Raw genomic sequence first — 18,216 nt, 5'->3', positions numbered from 1 at the left:
GCGATGGTGGAAACGGAAACCGCCGAGCTGAAGCTCCTGGAGACGGCCGAGGCGCTGTTCGACGAGAAGGGGGTCCAGGCCGTCGGCATGGACGCCATCCGCAACGGCTCCGGCGTCTCCCTCAAGCGGCTCTACCAGCTCTACCCGTCCAAGGACCATCTGGTCTGGGCGGTCCTCAAGCGCCGTGACGAGGCCATGCGCGCCGCCATCGCCGCCCACGGCGACACCCACGCCACCAACCCGTACCAGCGGGTCCTGGCGGTCTTCGACTACCTCGGCACCTGGTTCGCCGACCCGGGCTTCCGGGGCTGCGCCTTCATCAACACCTTCGGCGAGATGGGCGGCATCTCCCCGGACGTCGCCGAGATCGCCCGCGGGCACAAGCAGGCCCTGCGGGACTACTTCGCCGAGCAGACCGACGCCATGAACGCCCCGCCCGGGCTCGCCGACCAGCTGGCGCTGCTCGCCAACGGCGCGATGGCCGTCGCCGGCATCAACGGCACCTCGGAGCCGGCCGCGCAGGCGAAGGACGCGGCGCGGGTACTGCTCGACGCCCACGTGGACTAGAGAAGCGGGAAGGGCCCGCCCGGCTGCCGCCGGACGGGCCCTTCCCGTCAGATCACTCGGTGGCGTCAGTCGTCGCCCTGGAGGATCGACAGGAGGCGCAGCGCCTCCAGGTAGATCCACACCAGCGTCATCGTCAGACCGAAGGCCGCCAGCCACGCCTCCTCGCGCGGGGCACCGTAGGTGATGCCGTCCTCGACCTGCTTGAAGTCGAGGGCCAGGAAGCAGGCGCCGATCACGATGCCGACGATGCCGAAGACGATGCCGAGGCCGCCGGAGCGGAAGCCCAGGCCGTCACCGCCGCCGAAGACCATGAACAGCAGGTTGACCGCCATCAGGATCATGAAGCCGATCGCGGCCGCGATCACGAAGCCGTAGAAGCGGCGGGTGACGCGGATCCAGCGCATCTTGTACGCGACGAGCACGCCGGCGAAGACCGCCATGGTGCCGAGCACGGCCTGGGCGACCACGCCGTCGGCGATGTACGTCGACACGGCGGCCGAGATGACGCCGAGGAAGACGCCCTCGAAGGCCGCGTAGCCCAGGATCAGCGCCGGGGTCGGCCGGCGCTTGAAGGACTGGATCAGCGACAGGACGAACGCGACGGCCGCGGCGCCGACGCCGATGCCGTACGACTTGCCGAGGTTCGCCGGGTCCACCGGCAGCAGCAGCCAGGACAGCACCGCCGTGACGACGACCGTGCCGAGCGTCATGGCCGTGCGGCTCACGACGTCGTCGATCGTCATCGTGTGGGTGCGGACCGGCTGCTGGACGCCGAACTGGACGTCCTGAGCCGCGTAGGGGTTGGTCGCGTACGGGTTGCCGGTCGCGTACGGGTTCGTTCCGACGGCGGGGCCCCCGGCCTGCGGCTGCTGCGCGTTGAAGCCCGCGTAGCCGTTGTCGCGGCTGAACCCCCGTCGCGAGAAGACCGGGTTGCTGCTCCTCATCTCACTCCTCCATGGACGGCCGCACTGGCGCGGCCTCGCGTCAAGAGTAATGCGACGGCAAAAGAATCTCCCTCGTGCGCAGGGAGGATCCTTTATAACGATCGGGTGAGCGGTAAGGAGGAGCCTCGAAGGGCTTGGTGCGTCTGGTGCCCGGAGCCGGATTCGAACCGGCACGGCCCGAAGGCCAGCGAGGTTTAAGCTCGCCGTGTCTGCATTCCACCATCCGGGCGTGGCGCGAAGCTCCGCGTTGGCACATGAGCCTATCGGGGCCCGTTCGCCCGATCAGTCGAACGCTGGCCCGATGTTGTCTTATTTTATTGACACCTGAGGGTGCGTCAGCGCAGGTGGGGGCCCCTGAGCCGAAGTGTGACGGGGATCGCGGCAGCAAAGCTCCCGGGTCCGGAATGACGGAAACTCGCCGCCGGATCGGGCGAGGGTTCGTCACCTCGCCACCACGGGGCCACCACGGCGCCGCCACGCGACCGCCACCCTCCGCGCCGGGAATCTCCTCAGGGTCGCCGTCATACCTCAGGATGACGGCCCGCCGCCCCGGTCCGACTCCAGTCGCCCCCAGGAACGGGCACGTGGACGGACGATCCGCGGCTCAACGCTCGACACGATGGAGTGGTTCCCGAACAGACGTAGTGACAGGAGTCCACCTCGTGACCACCTACTCCACCGTGCCCCGCACCACCGCCGCGGTGGCCGCCCGTGCCACCGACCTCTCCAAGGTCTACGGACAGGGCGAGACCCAGGTGGTCGCCCTCGACCGGGTCAGCGTGGACTTCCGGCAGGGCGAGTTCACCGCGATCATGGGCCCCTCCGGCTCCGGCAAGTCGACCCTGATGCACTGCGTCGCCGGCCTCGACTCCTTCTCCTCCGGCTCCGTCCGGATCGGCGAGACCGAGCTCGGCACCCTGAAGGACAAGCAGCTCACCCAGCTACGCCGGGACAAGATCGGCTTCATCTTCCAGGCGTTCAACCTGCTGCCGACGCTGACCGCCCTGGAGAACATCACGCTGCCGATGGACATCGCGGGCCGCAAGCCCGACAAGCAGTGGGTGCAGCAGGTCATCGACATGATCGGCCTGTCCGGCCGGCTCTCCCACCGCCCCTCGCAGCTCTCCGGCGGCCAGCAGCAGCGCGTGGCCGTGGCCCGCGCCCTCGCCTCCAAGCCGGAGATCATCTTCGGTGACGAGCCGACCGGAAACCTCGACTCGCGCTCCGGCGCCGAGGTCCTCGGCTTCCTGCGCAACTCGGTGCGCGAACTCGGCCAGACCGTGGTGATGGTGACCCACGACGCGGTCGCCGCCTCCTACGCGGACCGCGTCGTGTTCCTGGCGGACGGCCGGATCGTCGACGAGATGCTCCAGCCGACGGCGGACGGCGTGCTCGACCGCATGAAGGCGTTCGACGCCAAGGGCCGCACGAGCTGAGCCGCCGGGCCCCTCGCGGGGCCCCCGCCCGGCCCCAGGCCCCAGGCCCCGGCCCCGAGCCCCCGGCACCGGCACCGCCCGGCCCCGGCACCGTCCTCCGTCCCACCTTCCGTTCAGGACCCTCCATGTTCCGTACCGCCCTGCGCAATGTGCTCGCGCACAAGGCCAGGCTGCTGATGACCGTGCTCGCCGTCATGCTCGGCGTGGCCTTCGTCTCCGGCACCCTCGTCTTCACCGACACCCTCTCCAACGCCTTCCGCAACCAGTCCGCCAAGAGCTACGACGACGTCGCCGTGGCCATCACGGCCGCGCCGAACCAGAAGGACCCGAACGCCACTCCGGGCCTGTCCGAGCAGACCCGGCAGAAGATCGCCGCGCTCGACGGCGTCGCCTCCGCCACCGGCCGCGTGGGCGGCTTCGCGGGCGTGCCGGACAAGGACGGCAAGCTGATCGGCGCAGGCTGGTCCAACAAGGGCACCAACTTCTCGCCCGGCAAGGACGGCAAGGACTCCGCGTACGCCTTCACCGCCGGCACCGGCCCGGTGAAGGACGACGAGATCGCGCTCGACAAGGAGACCGCCGAGAAGGGCGGCTACCAGGTCGGCGACCAGGTCCGCGTGGCCACGAACGGCCCGGTCGAGACGTACACCCTGACCGGCGTCTTCACCACCGAGGACGGCGCCGTGAACGCCGGCGGCAGCCTGGTCCTGTTCGACACCGAGGTCGCGCAGAAACTGTTCCTGAAGCCGGGTCACTTCCTCGACATCACCGTGACCGCCAAGCCGGGCGCGGACGCCGACAAGATCCTCGCCGAGGTGCAGCCGGTCGTCGGCGACACCGCGGACGCGCAGACCGGCCAGGAGCTGGCCGATCAGCAGGCCAAGGACATCGAGGCCGGGATGGGCGCCGTCAACCAGATGCTGCTGGGCTTCGCCGGCATCGCGCTCTTCGTCGGCATCTTCCTGATCTCCAACACCTTCACCATGCTGGTCGCCCAGCGCACCAAGGAACTCGCGCTGATGCGCGCGGTCGGTGCCTCGCGCAAGCAGATCACCCGCTCGGTGCTCGCGGAGGCCGGTCTGGTCGGTCTGGTCGCCTCGGTGATCGGCTTCGGGCTCGGCATCGGGCTCGCCGCGGCGCTGCGCTCCGCGATGAGCACCTTCGGTCTGAAGGTCCCGGCCGGTGACCTGGTCGTCACCGCCACCCCGCTGCTCTCCGCGCTCGCCGTCGGCGTCCTCGTCACCATGCTGGCCGCCTGGCTGCCGGGCCGCCGCGCCGCGAAGATCCCGCCGGTCGCCGCGATGAGCAGCGTCCACGCGGTCGCCACCACCAAGTCCCTGGTCGTGCGGAACACCATCGGCGCGATCATCACTGCCCTCGGCGTGGTCGGCATCGCCGGCGGCGCCTCGAAGGGCGGCGACGACGGCCGGATGCTGATCGCCGGTGGCGCGTTCCTCGCCCTCATCGGTGTGATCGTGCTGATCCCGCTGCTGTCCCGCCCGGTGATCGCGCTGGCCCGGCCGCTGCTCAAGCCGTTCGGCGTGGCGGGCGCGCTGGCCGGCCAGAACGCGGTCCGCAACCCGCGCCGCACCGGCGCCACCGCCTCCGCGCTCGCCATCGGTCTCACCCTGGTCACGGGTCTGTCGGTGCTCGGTGCGACGGTCGGCTCGGCCGTGGACCGGATGACGACCGACCAGATCAAGGCCGACTACATGATCACCATGGCGAGCGGCGAGGGCCTCAGCCAGGCCGCGCTGGACGCCGTGGAGAAGACCCCGGGCGCGACGGCGGTCTCGCCGCAGCAGGCCGGCTACCTGGACGTGAAGGGCCCGGGCTTCAAGTCCGTCTCCGGTGTGACCCCCGGTGACGTCGAGAAGGTGCTCAACCTCAAGGTCGTGGACGGTTCGCTCGGCTCGCTCGGCGGCGGCGAGGTCGCGGTCGGCGAGAAGACCGCGAAGTCGAACGGCTGGAAGGTCGGCTCGGAGCTGCGCGTGACCTACTCGGACCACAAGAAGGGTGCGCTGAAGGTCGGTGCGCTCTTCGAGGAGAGCGAGTTCGTCTCGGGTCTGGTCATGGACGCCAAGATCCTCAACGCGCACGACCCGAAGCCGTACATCCCGCAGATCTTCGTGAAGATGGACGGCGGCCCGTCGGCCTCCGCCGAGAAGGCCGTGCAGAAGTCGCTCGGCGACAACCCGGCGATCACGGTCATGGACCAGAAGGACATCCGCGACCAGTTCGGCGGCGCCATCAACATGATGCTGAACATCATGTACGGCCTGCTGGCGATGGCCCTGATCATCGCGGTGCTCGGTGTCGTCAACACCCTGGCGATGTCGGTGTTCGAGCGGCAGCAGGAGATCGGCATGCTGCGGGCGATCGGTCTCGACCGGCGCCGGGTGAAGCGGATGGTCCGTCTGGAGGCCGTGGTCATCTCGGTGTTCGGCGCGGTGGTCGGCATCGGCCTCGGCTCGTTCCTGGGCTGGGCGATCGGCGAGACGCTGCGCAGCAGCCTGCCGGAGTACGCGCTGGTGCTGCCGTGGGGCCGGATCGGGCTCTTCCTGGTCCTGGCCGGACTGGTCGGCGTGCTCGCCTCGCTGTGGCCGGCGCGCAGCGCGGCGAAGCTGAACATGCTCCAGGCCATCAAGGCCGAGTAGTCCCGTCAAGGGCGAGCGGAGAGGGCCGGGTTCCCACCGGGGGACCCGGCCCTTCCGCGTGTGCCGGTACGGGTCAGCTGCCCGCGCAGTACGTCATCAGCTGGTCGTGGTTGGCCCGGTACAGGTCGTAGAGCGCCGGGACGTCGATCTTCAGCAGCGTCTCGTCGCCGGACCGCAGCGCCGGGTAGGTGTAGTTGTGGCTGCCGGTCCACACCAGCTTCTTGCCGGCCACTCCGGCGTACGTGCCCTCGACGAGCAGGTACTTGGAGTGCAGCCCCGCCTTGGCGACGCCGGTGCCCCGGTCCTCGTAGCACTGGACGCGCTTGCTGAGCTTGCCGTACAGGATCGACTCGACGTCCGAGCTCATCGAGCCGGGGGCGCCGTCCTGGGCGAGGATCACCGTGCAGCCGGCGTTCTTCAGCTCGACGAGCCTGGTGGCGACCTCGCGGCGGGTGAAGAGGTTGGCGGCCATCCGGACCTGGGTGGCGCCGCCGGCGCAGTCGACGTTGTCGAGGATGAGCTTGACGGTGTCGGTGCTCGCGTCGGCGTCGTAGGAGCCGCCGGCGGTCTCCTTGCGCGGGAAGAAGTACGCCTTGTACGGGCCGCCGGCCGGCGTCCGGTAGTAGTCGTCGAGGCCGGTCGGGGAGGTGCCGTAGGCGAGCAGGTCGGCGAAGTAGCTCTGGTAGATGCCGTAGAGGCCGGTGTCGACGATCGTGACGGCGTTGTTGAAGAGGTCGGTGCGCTGGAGGCCGGTCAGGTTGGCCGAGGTCTGCACGACGACGTCCTTCGCCCCGCCGGTGGCGGAGAAGAGGAAGAACTTGTTGTGGTTGATGGCCCCGTCGGGGTCGTCGGGCAGCTGCCGGGTGCCGATGCAGCCGCGGCCGGCCGGGCAGGCGTAGACCCAGGAGCCCTGGGTGCGGTCGGTGCCGAGGTCGCGGGCGAGGTCGGCGTACTCGTTGCCGGTGGTGGCGAGGGTGGTGTGGTCGAGGATCACCCGGACGTTCACGCCGCGGGTCTTCGCGGCGGCGAGGGCGGCGGCGACGGTGTCGTCGGTGAAGTTGTACATGCTGACCGAGATGGTGGAGCCGGTCTCGGCGCGGTCGACCAGGTCGGCGATGTGGTCGCGGATCCGGTTCTGGGCGGCCGTGTCGCCCGAGGGGTCGTTGAAGGTGGCGGTGGTGGTCACGGGGGCGGGCGCGGCGCCGGCGGGGGCCGGGGCGGCGGTGAGGAGGCCGACGGCGGCGGCCAGGGCGAGCAGGGGGCGGGTGAATCGGCTGCGCGGGCGCAAGGGTTCCCCTCCGGGGCATAGCTGATCGCCATATGCATGACAATCCGGACACAGGAAGAACGGGGCACCGGTGAGAACACCGGCACCCCGTCCGCCGAAACGTATCCCCAAACGCTACGACTCGGTCCACTCCCGCGACCGCAGCGGCAGCCCCGAGTCGCCCGAGCCCGGCGTCTTCACCGCCAGGAACTGGTTCACGCCGATCCGGTTGCGCTCGAACGACACCGCCGAGGCCGCCATGTAGAGCCGCCAGATCCGCGCCCGGCCCGGCGAGGTGAAGCGGACCGCCCGGTCCCACTCCTGCTCCAGGTTGGCCACCCACTGGCGCAGCGTCAGCGCGTAGTGCTCGCGGATCGCCTCGACGTCCCGCACCTCGAAGCCCGCTTCCTCAAGAGTCGTCAGGGTGCTTCCCATCGGGGAGAGTTCGCCGTCCGGGAAGACGTACGCGTCGATGAAGGCGTCCACCTCGTACGCCTTCTCGTCGGCCTCCGGCCGGCGCGCGATCTGGTGGTTGAGCAGCCGCCCGCCCGGCTTCAGGAGCCGGTACAGGATGTCGGCGTACTCCCGGTACCGGACCGAGCCGACGTGCTCGGCCATGCCGATCGACGAGATGGCGTCGAACGGCCCGTCCACGACGTCCCGGTAGTCCTGCACCCGGATCTCGATCCGGTCCGTCAGGCCCTCGTCGGCGATGCGCTTGCGGGCGTACGCGGCCTGCTCGCGCGAGAGCGTGATGCCGACGACCCGGGCCCCGTACTCCTTGGCCGCGTGGATGGCCATCGAGCCCCAGCCGCAGCCCACGTCGAGCAGCCGGTCGCCCTCCTTCAGGCGCAGCTTGCGGGCGATCAGGTCGAGCTTGTCGCGCTGGGCGTCCTCAAGGGTGCCGCCCTCGGTCCAGTACGCGCACGAGTAGACCATCGACGGGCCGAGCACCAGCTCGTAGAAGTCGTTGCCCACGTCGTAGTGGTGGCTGATCGCCTGCTTGTCCCGGCGCTTGGAGTGCCGGGCGCCGCTGCGGCCGCGGATCTCCTCGACGGGCGGCTTCGGCGGCGGGAACGGACCCGCCAGCTTCAGGAGCGTCTTGGCGGCCGCCCGCACCTTCGGGTCGCGCACGGTCTCCAGAGCGCTGCGGGACTCCTCCCCGCGCTCCCAGATGAACCCGGCGAGCTTGTCCAGGACCTCGTACAGATCCCCCTCGACGTCGATCTCACCGGCCACCCAGGCCCGCGCGAGGCCCAGCTCCCCGGGCTTCCACAGGAACCGGCGCAGGGCGCGGCGCTCGCGCACGATCAGTACGGGGCCGCCCGCAGGACCTGCTTCGCTGCCGTCCCAGGCCCGCAGCCGCACCGGGATCCTCGCTCCCAGCACGTCCTCGGCCAGCGCGGTCAGCCGCGACGCGGCGTCGGCCATGGTGCAACACCTCCGTGATCTCGTGCCCCAGAAATGCTTGTCACCATGGGAACACCGTCGGTAGGCAATCCACTCCCACGACGTCGAAATCAGTCCGGAAAAACACGCGAAGGGCCGTCCGCACCACGGATGGCGGACGGCCCTTGCGGGGTACTGCTGGTGCTGCGGAGGTTACGAGGCCTTGGCCTTCTCCTGCGCCGGGGCGGCCGGCGCCGGGGCGGGCTTGGCCGCCTCGTAGAACTCCTCGCGCGGCGTCTCCATGGCACCGAGGGAGACGACCTCGCGCTTGAGGAACATGCCCAGGGTCCAGTCGGCGAAGACGCGGATCTTGCGGTTGAAGGTCGGCATCGCCATGCCGTGGTAGCCACGGTGCATGTACCAGGCGAGACGGCCCTTGAGCTTGATCTTCATCTTGCCCATGACGATCATCGCGACGCCCTTGTGGAGGCCGAGACCCGCGACGGCACCCTTGTTGGCGTGCTCGTAGTCCTTCTGCGGGAAGCCGCGCATGCCGGCCACCACGTTGTCGCCGAGGACCTTGGCCTGGCGCAGGGCGTGCTGGGCGTTCGGCGGGCACCAGGCGCGCTCGCGCGGGACGCCGGCCTTGATCGAGGCCAGGTCCGGGACCTGGGCGTTGTCGCCCGCGGCCCACACGTAGTCGAGGCCGTTGACCTGGAGCTTCTCGTTGCAGTCCACGTGGCCGCGGGGGCCGAGCGGCAGACCGAAGCGGGCGAGCGCCGGGTTCGGCTTGACGCCGGCGGTCCACACGATCGTGTTGGCGTCGACCTCGAGGCCGTTCTTCAGCACGACGTGGCCGTCGACGCAGGAGTCCATCGACGTCTCGAGGTAGATCTCGATGCCGCGGCTCTCCAGGTGCTCCTTGCCGTACTGGCCGAGCTTGGGGCCGACCTCGGGAAGGATCTTGTCGGCGGCGTCGACCAGGATGAAGCGCATGTCCTCGCGCTTCACGTTCTGGTAGTACTTCGCCGCGTCGCGGGCCATGTCCTCGACCTCGCCGATGGTCTCCGCGCCGGCGAAGCCGCCGCCCACGAAGACGAAGGTCAGCGCCTTGCGGCGGACCTCCTCGTCGGTCGTCGAGTCGGCCTTGTCGAGCTGCTCGAGGACGTGGTTGCGCAGGCCGATGGCCTCCTCGATGCCCTTCATGCCGATGCCCTGCTCGGCGAGGCCGGGGATCGGGAAGGTGCGGGAGACGGCACCCATCGCGATGACCAGGTAGTCGAACGGCAGCTCGTACGCCTCGCCGACGAGCGGCGCGATCGTGGCGACCTTGCGGTCCTGGTCGATGGTGGTGACCCGGCCGGTGAGCACCTCGGCTCCGCGCACGACGCGTCGCAGCGGGACGACGACGTGGCGCGGCGAGATGCTGCCGGCGGCGGCTTCGGGGAGGAAGGGCTGGTAGGTCATGTACGACCGCGGGTCGACGACCGTGACGGTCGCCTCCGCATAGCGCATCTTCTTGAGGATGCGCCGTGCCGCGTACAGACCTACGTACCCACCGCCTACTACGAGGATCCTGGGACGCTCCGTGGTGCTCATGCATCCGAGTATCCACCCCCTCAGGAGGGGTGGCTCGTGCGCCCCTTCACAAGCTCGATGGGCACCTCTGCTACACTCCGCCGCCCACGTGACCCACGTCATGTTCGAGCAAAGGAACCAAGGGCTCGGGGCGAACGTTGTTCACCCCTTGTGAACTGGCCCGGAGAGCCTTCCTTAACGCCGAACCGCAGGGCGCGTTCACACGATGGAAACTTCGAGCGAAGTGGCCCCCACGCCTGGGAAAGGACCCTGGGAAGCCCCTCGGAGGGGCCAAAGGCCCTCCAGGAGGGCTCCTGGAGGGCCTTCCGAGCCCATTCTCTTGTGAAGAACTTCACGAAGCTTTTCGCCGGACCGCTCCACAAGGTGCCCCGGAGGGGTATCGGAGGATCCTCAGAGCCTGCCTCACAGGGGCTTATAGGCACGCACTATGCGACGGATAGCGCGATCCCATCGAGGATGTCGTGCTCGCTGACGACGACCTCGGCGGCGCCGGTGCGCTCCATGATCTCCTCCAGCACCAGGGCGCCCGCGATGATCACGTCGACCCGGCCGGGGTGGATCACCGGGATCGCGGCCCGCTCGTCGTGGGTGGAGCCGAGCAGCCGGGCCACCACCTCGTCGACCTGGGCGCGGGAGATCCGGGAGTGGTGGACGCGCTCGGAGTCGTACTCCGGCAGGCCGAGCGCGATCGCGGCGACCGTGGTGACCGAGCCGGCCAGGCCGACCAGCGTCTCGGCCTCGGTGACCGGCACGGTCTCGGCGGCCAGGTCGAGCGCGGCCCGCACGTCGGCGCGGATCGCGGCGACCTCCTCGGCGGTCGGCGGGTCGTGCCGGACGTGCCGCTCGGTCAGGCGTACGCAGCCGATGTCGACGGACCGGGCGGCCTCGACGTGCTTGTTGCCGACCACGAACTCGGTCGAGCCGCCGCCGATGTCGACGACCAGGCGGCGGTCGTCGCCGTGCAGTTCGCCGGTGGCGCCGGTGAAGGAGAACTCGGCCTCCTGGTCGCCGGTGATGACCTCGGGCTCGACGCCCAGGATCCCGACGACGCCGTCGACGAACTCCTCGCGGTTCTCGGCGTCGCGGGAGGCGGAGGTGGCGACGAAGCGCAGCCGGTCGGCGCCTACGCCGAACTCCCTGATGACCTCGGCGTAGGCACGGCAGGCGGCGAAGGTCCGCTCCAGGGCCTCGGGCGCGAGCCGGCCCGTCTTGTCGACGCCCTGGCCGAGCCGGACGATCGTCATCCGCCGGTCCAGCTCGATCAGCTCGCCGGTGACCGGATGGACGTCGGCGACGAGGAGGCGGATGGAGTTCGTACCGCAGTCGATTCCGGCGACCCGGGTCACTTCTCGCCTTCTTCCTTGTCCGGCTCGTCCACGCACGGGGTGACGCAGGGGCCCTTCGCCCACCACTCCGGCAGCATCGCCAGCGCCTCGTCGCCGAACGGGTTCACGCCCGGGCCGGCCACCAGCGAGTGCCCGACGAGCACGTGCAGGCACTTGACCCGGTCCGGCATGCCGCCGGCGCTCGGGAAGCCCTCCAGGACCTCGATGGCGTCGCGGCGCGCGATGTAGTCCTCGTGCGCGGCGCGGTAGGCGGCGGCCAGCTCCGGGTCGGTGGCGAGCCGGGCCTGCATCTCCTTCATGACCCCGTTGGCCTCCAGGGTGCCGATGGCGGAGGCGGCGCGCGGGCAGGTCAGGTAGTACGTGGTCGGGAACGGCGTGCCGTCGGGGAGCCGGGGCGCGGTCTCGACGACGTCCGGGTTGCCGCACGGGCAGCGGTGCGCGATGGCGCGCAGGCCGCGCGGCGGCCGGCCGAGCTGGGCCTCGAACGCGGCGACGTCGGCGGCGGTGGGCTCGGTGCGTTCGGTCTGCGGAGGGGGCGTTTCCATGTCTGCCTTGGTCGTCGGTGGTACGGGTGGGTCAGCGGCGGTCGGCGTTGTCGACGCCGTCCCACAGGTTGTCGTACCAGGGGCGGTCCGTGCCGCCCTGGTCGGTGCGCGGCCGGGCCTGCGCGTCGGGGTCGTTCACGGTGAAGCCGGTCTCGCCGGGCATCACGTAGTGCAGGTGCTCGCGGGCGAGCCGGCGCACATAGGCCGGGTCCTGGAGCCGGGCCTTCTCGTCCCGCAGCTCCTCGACCCGGCGGGCGGCGTCGGCGGCCTTGCGTTCCTGGTCGGCGATCTCGCCCTGCTGGGAGACGTACTGCCGCATCGGGTAGGCGAGCGCCACCACGAGCGAGCAGACGACGAGCGCGAGGAAGGCCGCGCGGCCGGTGAGCCGGGAGCGGGCGGCCTGGCGGCGGGTCTGGGAGCGGTAGACACGGGCAGCGGTCTGCTCGCCGAGCAGCCTGATCCGGGTCGCGGTCGAGAACCGGTCCCGGTCCTTCACGGCCATGTCCAGCGGCTCCCCTGCGTCGCGTGTCTGATCAAACGTGCGTCCCCGCACACGGTACGGGACCGAGTGCGGGGACGTCCGTAACTACAGCGTCAGGGCAGGTCAGCCCGTGAAGCTCAGCCCTTGAAGCGCGGGAAGGCGCTGCGGCCGGCGTAGACCGCGGCGTCGTCGAGGATCTCCTCGATGCGCAGCAGCTGGTTGTACTTGGCGACGCGCTCGGAGCGGGCCGGGGCGCCGGTCTTGATCTGGCCGCAGTTGGTGGCGACGGCGAGGTCGGCGATGGTGACGTCCTCGGTCTCGCCGGAGCGGTGGGACATCATGCACTTGAAGCCGTTGCGCTGGGCGAGCTCGACGGCGTCCAGGGTCTCGGTCAGCGAGCCGATCTGGTTGACCTTGACCAGGAGGGCGTTGGCGGTGCCCTCCTCGATGCCGCGGGCGAGGCGCTCCGGGTTGGTGACGAAGAGGTCGTCGCCGACGAGCTGCACCTTGGTGCCGAGCTTGTCGGTGATGGTCTTCCAGCCGGCCCAGTCGTCCTCGAACAGCGGGTCCTCGATGGAGACGAGCGGGTACGCGGAGACGAGCTCCTCGTAGTACTCGGTCATCTCGGCGGCCGTGCGGGACTTGCCCTCGAACTCGTACGAGCCGTCCTTGTAGAACTCGGAGGCGGCCACGTCGAGGGCGAGCGCGACGTCCTTCCCGGGCACGTAGCCGGCCTGCTTGATGGCCTCGAGGATGAGGTCGAGGGCCTCGCGGTTGGAGCCGAGGTTCGGGGCGAAGCCGCCCTCGTCGCCGAGGCCGGTGGACAGGCCCTTGTCCTTCAGGACCTTCTTGAGGGTGTGGTAGACCTCGGTGCCCCAGCGCAGGGCCTCGGAGAAGGACTCCGCGCCGATCGGGGCGATCATGAACTCCTGGATGTCCACGTTGGAGTCGGCGTGCGAGCCGCCGTTCAGGATGTTCATCATCGGAACGGGCAGCAGGTGCGCGTTCGGGCCGCCCAGGTAGCGGAAGAGCGGGAGGTCGGAGGCCTCGGAGGCGGCGTGCGCGACGGCGAGCGAGACACCGAGGATGGCGTTGGCGCCGAGCGAGCCCTTGTTCTCGGTCGCGTCCAGGTCGAACATCGCCTGGTCGATCAGGCGCTGCTCGGTGGCGTCGTAGCCGACGAGCTCCGGGCCGATCTGCTCGATGACGGCGAGGACGGCCTTCTCGACGCCCTTGCCGAGGTAGCGGTTGGGGTCCCCGTCGCGGAGCTCAATGGCCTCGAACGCACCAGTGGAGGCACCGGAGGGAACGGCAGCACGGCCGGTGCTGCCGTCGTCGAGGCCGACCTCGACCTCGACGGTGGGGTTGCCTCGGGAGTCCAGGATTTCCCGGGCTACGACGACGTCGATGGACGGCACGAGCATCTCCTTCTGGGATGTGACGCTGGTTGTGACGCATGCGGCAAGGTCTCGTTCGCCTTGCGACAAGAGCCTAACCGGCGCGGGGGCTCCGGCCAGCCGGGCGCCCGCCCCCTGGGACGAAAAAGGACCCAAGGGCATGCATTGGGGGACGAAAGAACCCGGTTACCGATCGGTACGAAACGGGCCCGGAGCACAGGCTCCGGGCCCGTTCCAGGGTCACCGCGGGGGGACAGCCGTCAGGCTCACTTGAGGTGGAGCTGCTGGCCCGGGTAGATCAGGTCGGCGTCCTGGACGATGTTCTTGTTCAGCTGGAACAGCTTCTGCCAGCCACCCTTGACGTGGTGCGTCTGGGCGATCTTGCTCAGCGTGTCGCCGGCCTTGACCTTGTACTCGCCGTCACCCTTGGCGACCTTCTTGCCGGTCGGCGTGGTGACGGTCTTCGCGGCCTTCGGCGCGGTGCGCTTCTCGCTGCGGGTGGTCGGCTGCTCGGCGGTGCGCTGGGTGGTGGTCGTCGGCGCGGCCGGCTTCGGGGCGGGGGCCGGGGCCTCGGCGGAGCCGCCGTCGTACGAGGCGCTGGACAGGCCGACGCCGCAGCTCGGCCAGGCACCCTTGCCCTGGCCCGCCAGGACCTTCTCGGCGACGGCGATCTGCTGCGACTTGGAGGCCAGGTCGGCGCGGGAGGCGTAGGCGGTGCCGCCGTAGGCCGCCCAGGTGGAGTTGGTGAACTGCAGGCCGCCGTAGAAGCCGTTGCCCGTGTTGATGGACCAGTCGCCGCCGGACTCGCACTGGGCGACGGCGTCCCACTCGGAGGCGGTGGCGGCCGAGGCGGTGCCAGCGGTCATCAGCGGGGCGGCGACGGCGACGCCGGCGACACCGGCGAGGGTGACGACGCGGGTGGCCTTGGAGGGACGACGGTGTTTGCCCTTGCCGGAAAGCAGCATGGAAGTTCTCCTCACCGACGCCTACGAGGTGAGCTGTCGGGTTCGGGCGAGTGAGTTGCCCGGCCGCGTGTCCTTGCACGCGGCTCCACCCCAAGCCGGTCGTCGGCCGTCTGTCTCAACGGCCGGGGCCGGCACTTACCTTGGGTCCCCCGCTCCTGCCTTCGGCGCTTGCGCGACGACTGTTCCCGGCGTCCGGCGGCAGGATTCGGCGTACCGGTCGGCGGGGCCCGCGGTGGCGAGCGGTCACGACCGTAGACACACCCCCGGCGGAAGTTCAAAGCCCATCAACCCGGAAAAATCGCCCCTACTTGCACTCCGTCAGGTGACGTTTGTGCAGGTGAGGGGCGAAACGCGCAAAGTTTGCGGACGTGACACGGCCGTTCGACAAGAGAGACTCATGTCTCACTTGCACAGAACCGGACATTCAGCCCCTAACTACCCCTCAGGCGTGACCTGGGGCGCGGTCTTCCCGAGGTTCAACTCAAGGCTCTGACCAGGGAGGATGAGGTCGGGGTCGGTGCCGACCGTCTTCTTGTTGGCGTCGTAGAGCGCGGTCCAGCCGCCGGGCAGGGCGTTCTGCTGTGCAATGTCCGACAGGCTGTCACCCGGCTTGACGGTGTATTCGTCCGCACTGGGCGTCTTGTCCGTGTTGTCCGCGGCCGCGTCGCCGGTCGGAGCGGCGTGCCGTCCGGATTCGGGCGTGCCGTCCGTATCGCCCGGTTCTTCTGTCGCGGCGTCACCGCGGTGCTTGCCGGTGCCGGTGGGGGCCGTTTCGGACGCACCGGGCGTACCGGGCGTACCGGAACCATCGGGTGTACCGGGCGTCACGGAGGTGCCGGGCGTCACGGGAGTGGTGGGTGCGTCCGGCGAGGCGGGCGTGGTCGGCGTGGCCGAAGTCGACGGGGCGGCCGGAGTGGTGGGCGCGGTGGGCGTCGTGGCGCTCGACGAGGGCTCGGTGGTCTTCGTGCCCGACTCGGCGGGCAGCCCCTCGGTGCGGTTCGACTCCTGGGGCGCGGCCGGCTGCGCGGGAGTGGTGGCCGGGCCCGGGTCGACGGCGGGCTTCCTGCCGTCGTTCTTCAGGCCGGCGATCGGCGCGCAGGTGGCCCACTGGGTGTCGCCGGCGGCGAGCGCCTTGTCGGCGATGGCGATCTGCTGGGCGCGGCTGGCGAGGTCGGGGCTCGGCGCGTAGGCGAGGCCGCCGTGCCGCTCCCAGCTCTCCTGGGTGAACTGGAGCCCGCCGTAGAGCCCGTTGCCGAAGTTGGCGCTCCAGGCGCCGCCCGACTCGCACTCGGCGACCCGGTCCCAGGTCGGTGCGTCGGCGGCGGAGGCGGAGCCGGTGGCGAGCAGCGGCAGCGCCATGGCCGAGCCGGTGACTCCCGCGGCGACGACGATCGCGGGGGCCTGGCGGGGTCTGCGGTGACGTCCGTTCCCGGAGCGCATGCGGAGTGCCTTTCGCGTGACTGCTGAGGTTGCGGGTGAACGTAGCGGCATTCGAACGCACGTCACAAGTCGATGCAGCGCAGATCACGCGAAGATCACAGCTTTGACGCTCCGTCAGTTCCGCGCGGCTTTGTGGGAAGCGCTGAACTCCACCGGAAGCGTGCGCAGGCCACGCATGATGAGCCCGCCGCGCCACCGCAGTTCCGCCGGATCGGCCCCAAGTCGCAGGTCCGGCAGGCGAGTCAGGAGCGTCGCGAGCGCCGTCTGCCCTTCGAGGCGCGCCAGCGGCGCGCCCAGGCAGTAGTGGATGCCGTGGCCGTACCCCAGGTGCTGGTTGTCGCGGCGCGCCAGATCCAGCGTGTCCGGCTCGTCGAACCGCGCCGGATCCCGGTCCGCGGCCGCGAGCACCACCAGGACCGGGTCGCCGGCCGGGATGTCCTGGCCGCCGATGGTCAGCGCCTCGGTGGCGAAGCGCCAGGTCGCGAGCTCCACCGGCCCGTCGTACCGCAGCAGCTCCTCGATCCCGGTCTCCAGCAGCCCGGTCTCCCCGGCCGCGATCGACTCCTGGAGGCGGGCACGCTGCTCCGGGTGACGAAGCAGGGCATACACACCATTACCGATCAGATTGACCGTGGTCTCGAAACCGGCGAAGAGAAGGATGAAGGCCATGGCGGCGGCCTCGTTCTCGGTGAGGTGCTCGCCGTGGTCCGACGCCCTGATCAGACCGGAGATCAGGTCGTCGCCCGGCTCCTCCCGCTTCTTGTGGATGAGCTCGGCGAGATAGCCCCGCATCTTCTTCACCGACCGCGCCACCCCGCCGCGCGGCCCGCCGCCGTGCCGGATCATCATCCCGGCCCAGTCGCGGAAGTCGTCCTGGTCCTCGCGCGGCACGCCGAGCATGTCGCAGATCGCGTAGATCGGCAGCGGGAACGCGAACTCGTGGATGAGGTCCGCGCTCCCCTTCTCCGCGAAGCCGTCGATGAGCCGGTCGGTCAGCTCCTGCACACGCGGCGCGAACTCCGCGACCCGGCGCGGCGTGAACGCCTTCGACACCAGCCGGCGCAGCCGGGTGTGGTCCGGCGGGTCGATGTTGAGCAGGTGCGTCATCAGCTCGGCCTTGCGCTCGCCCGGGATCCCCGTCTTGCCCTTCGCGTGCGCCGGCTCGTCGTGGTGCGCCGGGTTCTTCGAGAGCCGCTGGTCCGCCAGCGCCTGCCGCGCGTCCGCGTACCGCGTCACCAGCCACGCCTCGACCCCGCTCGGCAGGGTGGCCTTGTGGACCGGCGCGTGCTCCCGCAGCCAGGCGTACGCCGGATACGGATCGGTGGCGAACTCCCAGGTGAAGAGCTCGGGGGCGGGGGTCGACGGCTGCTCGTGCATGCCCCGACCGTAACCGGCCCGCCGACCGCTCACTCGTTCGGTGGACCGGCTCGCGTTCCCGGTGGGTAGGCTCACCGTAAGCGCCAGACTCCGTCGCATGGGAGCGCTGATGAGTGCCGCAGCCGATGAAGAGCGGGCAGAGCAGTACGCATTTCCGACGCCGCCGGCCGGTGGGTGGACTGCGGACGACCTCGACCGGATTCCGGGTCTCCCGCCGCACACCGAGCTGCTCGACGGAGGACTGTTCTTCATGAGTCCGCAGACCGACTTCCACATGGCCACCCTGCGCCTGCTGGAGAACGCCCTGCTGGATTGCGCACCGGACGACCTTTACGTCGTCCGCGAGATGACCACCAAGCTCGGCCTGCGGGACCGGCCGGAGCCCGACCTGATGGTGGTACCGCTGAGCTCCCGCACCGGCCCCGAGCAGACCTGGTACGACCCCAGCCACATCCTCCTCGCCGTCGAGATCGTCTCCGAGGAGTCGGTGGAGCGCGACCGGGAGATCAAGCCCCGTAAGTACGCCGCCGCCCGGATCCCCCATTTCTGGCGGGTGGAGCAGAACGGCGAGCTGCCCGTGGTCTACGTGTACGAGCTCGACCCCGCCACCAACAGCTACGCGGTCACGGGCATCCACCACGACCGGCTCAAGGTCACCCTGCCGTTCGAGATCGACATCGATCTCACCGCCGTGAACCGGCGGCGGGGCGCTCAGGCCTGAACCTCGCCGCCCCGGCAGAGCCACCGGTCTCCTCGCCACGGCCCCGAAGGCGAAGGAATGGCCAAGCCCACCCGTGTGAAGGACC

15 protein-coding genes, 1 tRNA gene and 1 riboswitch are annotated in these 18,216 nt (G+C 70.2%); of the genes, 4 read left to right on the top strand and 12 right to left on the bottom strand.

Annotated elements, in window-relative coordinates:
• The first annotated feature begins 6 nt into the window (after positions 1–6).
• Complete coding sequence (locus ACWEJX_RS07535; RefSeq protein WP_451606619.1) at positions 7–567, top strand: TetR/AcrR family transcriptional regulator; 561 nt, start codon at positions 7–9, stop codon at positions 565–567.
• Between the two features lie 65 nt (positions 568–632).
• Here ACWEJX_RS07535 and ACWEJX_RS07530 read toward each other — a convergent pair whose 3' ends face one another.
• Positions 633–1,511, bottom strand: coding sequence for a Bax inhibitor-1/YccA family protein (locus ACWEJX_RS07530; protein WP_451606588.1), 879 nt, complete (start codon positions 1,509–1,511; stop codon positions 633–635).
• 144 nt (positions 1,512–1,655) lie between these two features.
• Positions 1,656–1,740: transfer RNA gene (locus ACWEJX_RS07525), tRNA-Leu, on the bottom strand.
• Positions 1,741–2,173: 433 nt separating this feature from the next.
• Here ACWEJX_RS07525 and ACWEJX_RS07520 point away from each other — a divergent pair.
• Entirely contained in the window at positions 2,174–2,947 is a 774-nt protein-coding gene (locus tag ACWEJX_RS07520; protein ID WP_451606587.1) for an ABC transporter ATP-binding protein, read from the top strand.
• A 125-nt stretch (positions 2,948–3,072) separates the two neighbouring features.
• A complete protein-coding gene (locus ACWEJX_RS07515) occupies positions 3,073–5,604 on the top strand; it encodes an ABC transporter permease (protein WP_451606586.1) in 2,532 nt (843 codons plus the stop codon).
• 73 nt (positions 5,605–5,677) lie between these two features.
• On the opposite strand, the gene ACWEJX_RS07510 is transcribed toward ACWEJX_RS07515, so the two are convergent.
• From ACWEJX_RS07510 to ACWEJX_RS07465, 10 genes are all read right to left on the bottom strand, one after another.
• Positions 5,678–6,892 carry a phospholipase D-like domain-containing protein gene (locus ACWEJX_RS07510; RefSeq protein WP_451606585.1) on the bottom strand — a complete coding sequence of 405 codons (1,215 nt, stop codon included), beginning with the start codon at positions 6,890–6,892 and terminating at the stop codon, positions 5,678–5,680.
• Positions 6,893–7,006: 114 nt separating this feature from the next.
• Positions 7,007–8,302 (bottom strand): class I SAM-dependent methyltransferase, encoded by a 1,296-nt coding sequence (locus ACWEJX_RS07505; protein ID WP_451606584.1) that lies wholly within the window; start codon positions 8,300–8,302, stop codon positions 7,007–7,009.
• Between the two features lie 171 nt (positions 8,303–8,473).
• A complete protein-coding gene (locus ACWEJX_RS07500; RefSeq protein WP_451606583.1) occupies positions 8,474–9,859 on the bottom strand; it encodes an NAD(P)/FAD-dependent oxidoreductase in 1,386 nt (461 codons plus the stop codon).
• 425 nt (positions 9,860–10,284) lie between these two features.
• Entirely contained in the window at positions 10,285–11,205 is a 921-nt protein-coding gene (locus ACWEJX_RS07495; protein WP_451606582.1) for a Ppx/GppA phosphatase family protein, read from the bottom strand.
• Positions 11,202–11,750, bottom strand: a complete 549-nt coding sequence (locus ACWEJX_RS07490; protein ID WP_451606581.1) for a DUF501 domain-containing protein — start codon at positions 11,748–11,750, stop codon at positions 11,202–11,204. Before ACWEJX_RS07490 ends, ACWEJX_RS07495 begins: the two co-directional genes overlap by 4 nt.
• Before the next feature lie 31 nt (positions 11,751–11,781).
• Positions 11,782–12,252: an FtsB family cell division protein gene (locus ACWEJX_RS07485; protein WP_403801447.1), complete on the bottom strand. Its 471-nt coding sequence runs from the start codon at positions 12,250–12,252 to the stop codon at positions 11,782–11,784.
• 116 nt (positions 12,253–12,368) lie between these two features.
• On the bottom strand, positions 12,369–13,655 hold the full coding sequence (gene eno, locus ACWEJX_RS07480) for a phosphopyruvate hydratase (protein ID WP_451606580.1): 1,287 nt from the start codon (positions 13,653–13,655) through the stop codon (positions 12,369–12,371).
• Positions 13,656–13,894: 239 nt separating this feature from the next.
• Positions 13,895–14,593: a transglycosylase family protein gene (locus ACWEJX_RS07475; RefSeq protein ID WP_451606579.1), complete on the bottom strand. Its 699-nt coding sequence runs from the start codon at positions 14,591–14,593 to the stop codon at positions 13,895–13,897.
• Positions 14,594–14,596: 3 nt separating this feature from the next.
• A riboswitch (cyclic di-AMP (ydaO/yuaA leader) is annotated at positions 14,597–14,770 on the bottom strand.
• A 258-nt stretch (positions 14,771–15,028) separates the two neighbouring features.
• Positions 15,029–16,033, bottom strand: coding sequence for a transglycosylase family protein (locus tag ACWEJX_RS07470; protein ID WP_451606578.1), 1,005 nt, complete (start codon positions 16,031–16,033; stop codon positions 15,029–15,031).
• 114 nt (positions 16,034–16,147) lie between these two features.
• Positions 16,148–17,410, bottom strand: coding sequence for a cytochrome P450 family protein (locus ACWEJX_RS07465; protein ID WP_451606577.1), 1,263 nt, complete (start codon positions 17,408–17,410; stop codon positions 16,148–16,150).
• A gap of 97 nt (positions 17,411–17,507) precedes the next feature.
• Here ACWEJX_RS07465 and ACWEJX_RS07460 point away from each other — a divergent pair, with 97 nt between their 5' ends.
• A complete protein-coding gene (locus ACWEJX_RS07460) occupies positions 17,508–18,131 on the top strand; it encodes a Uma2 family endonuclease (RefSeq protein WP_451606576.1) in 624 nt (207 codons plus the stop codon).
• The last annotated feature ends 85 nt before the right edge of the window (positions 18,132–18,216 follow it).

Source organism: Streptomyces sp. NPDC004788 (assembly GCF_053601115.1).
The sequence above is the reverse complement of the archived record's forward strand: the minus strand, read 5'-3'. Positions and strand labels throughout refer to the sequence as shown.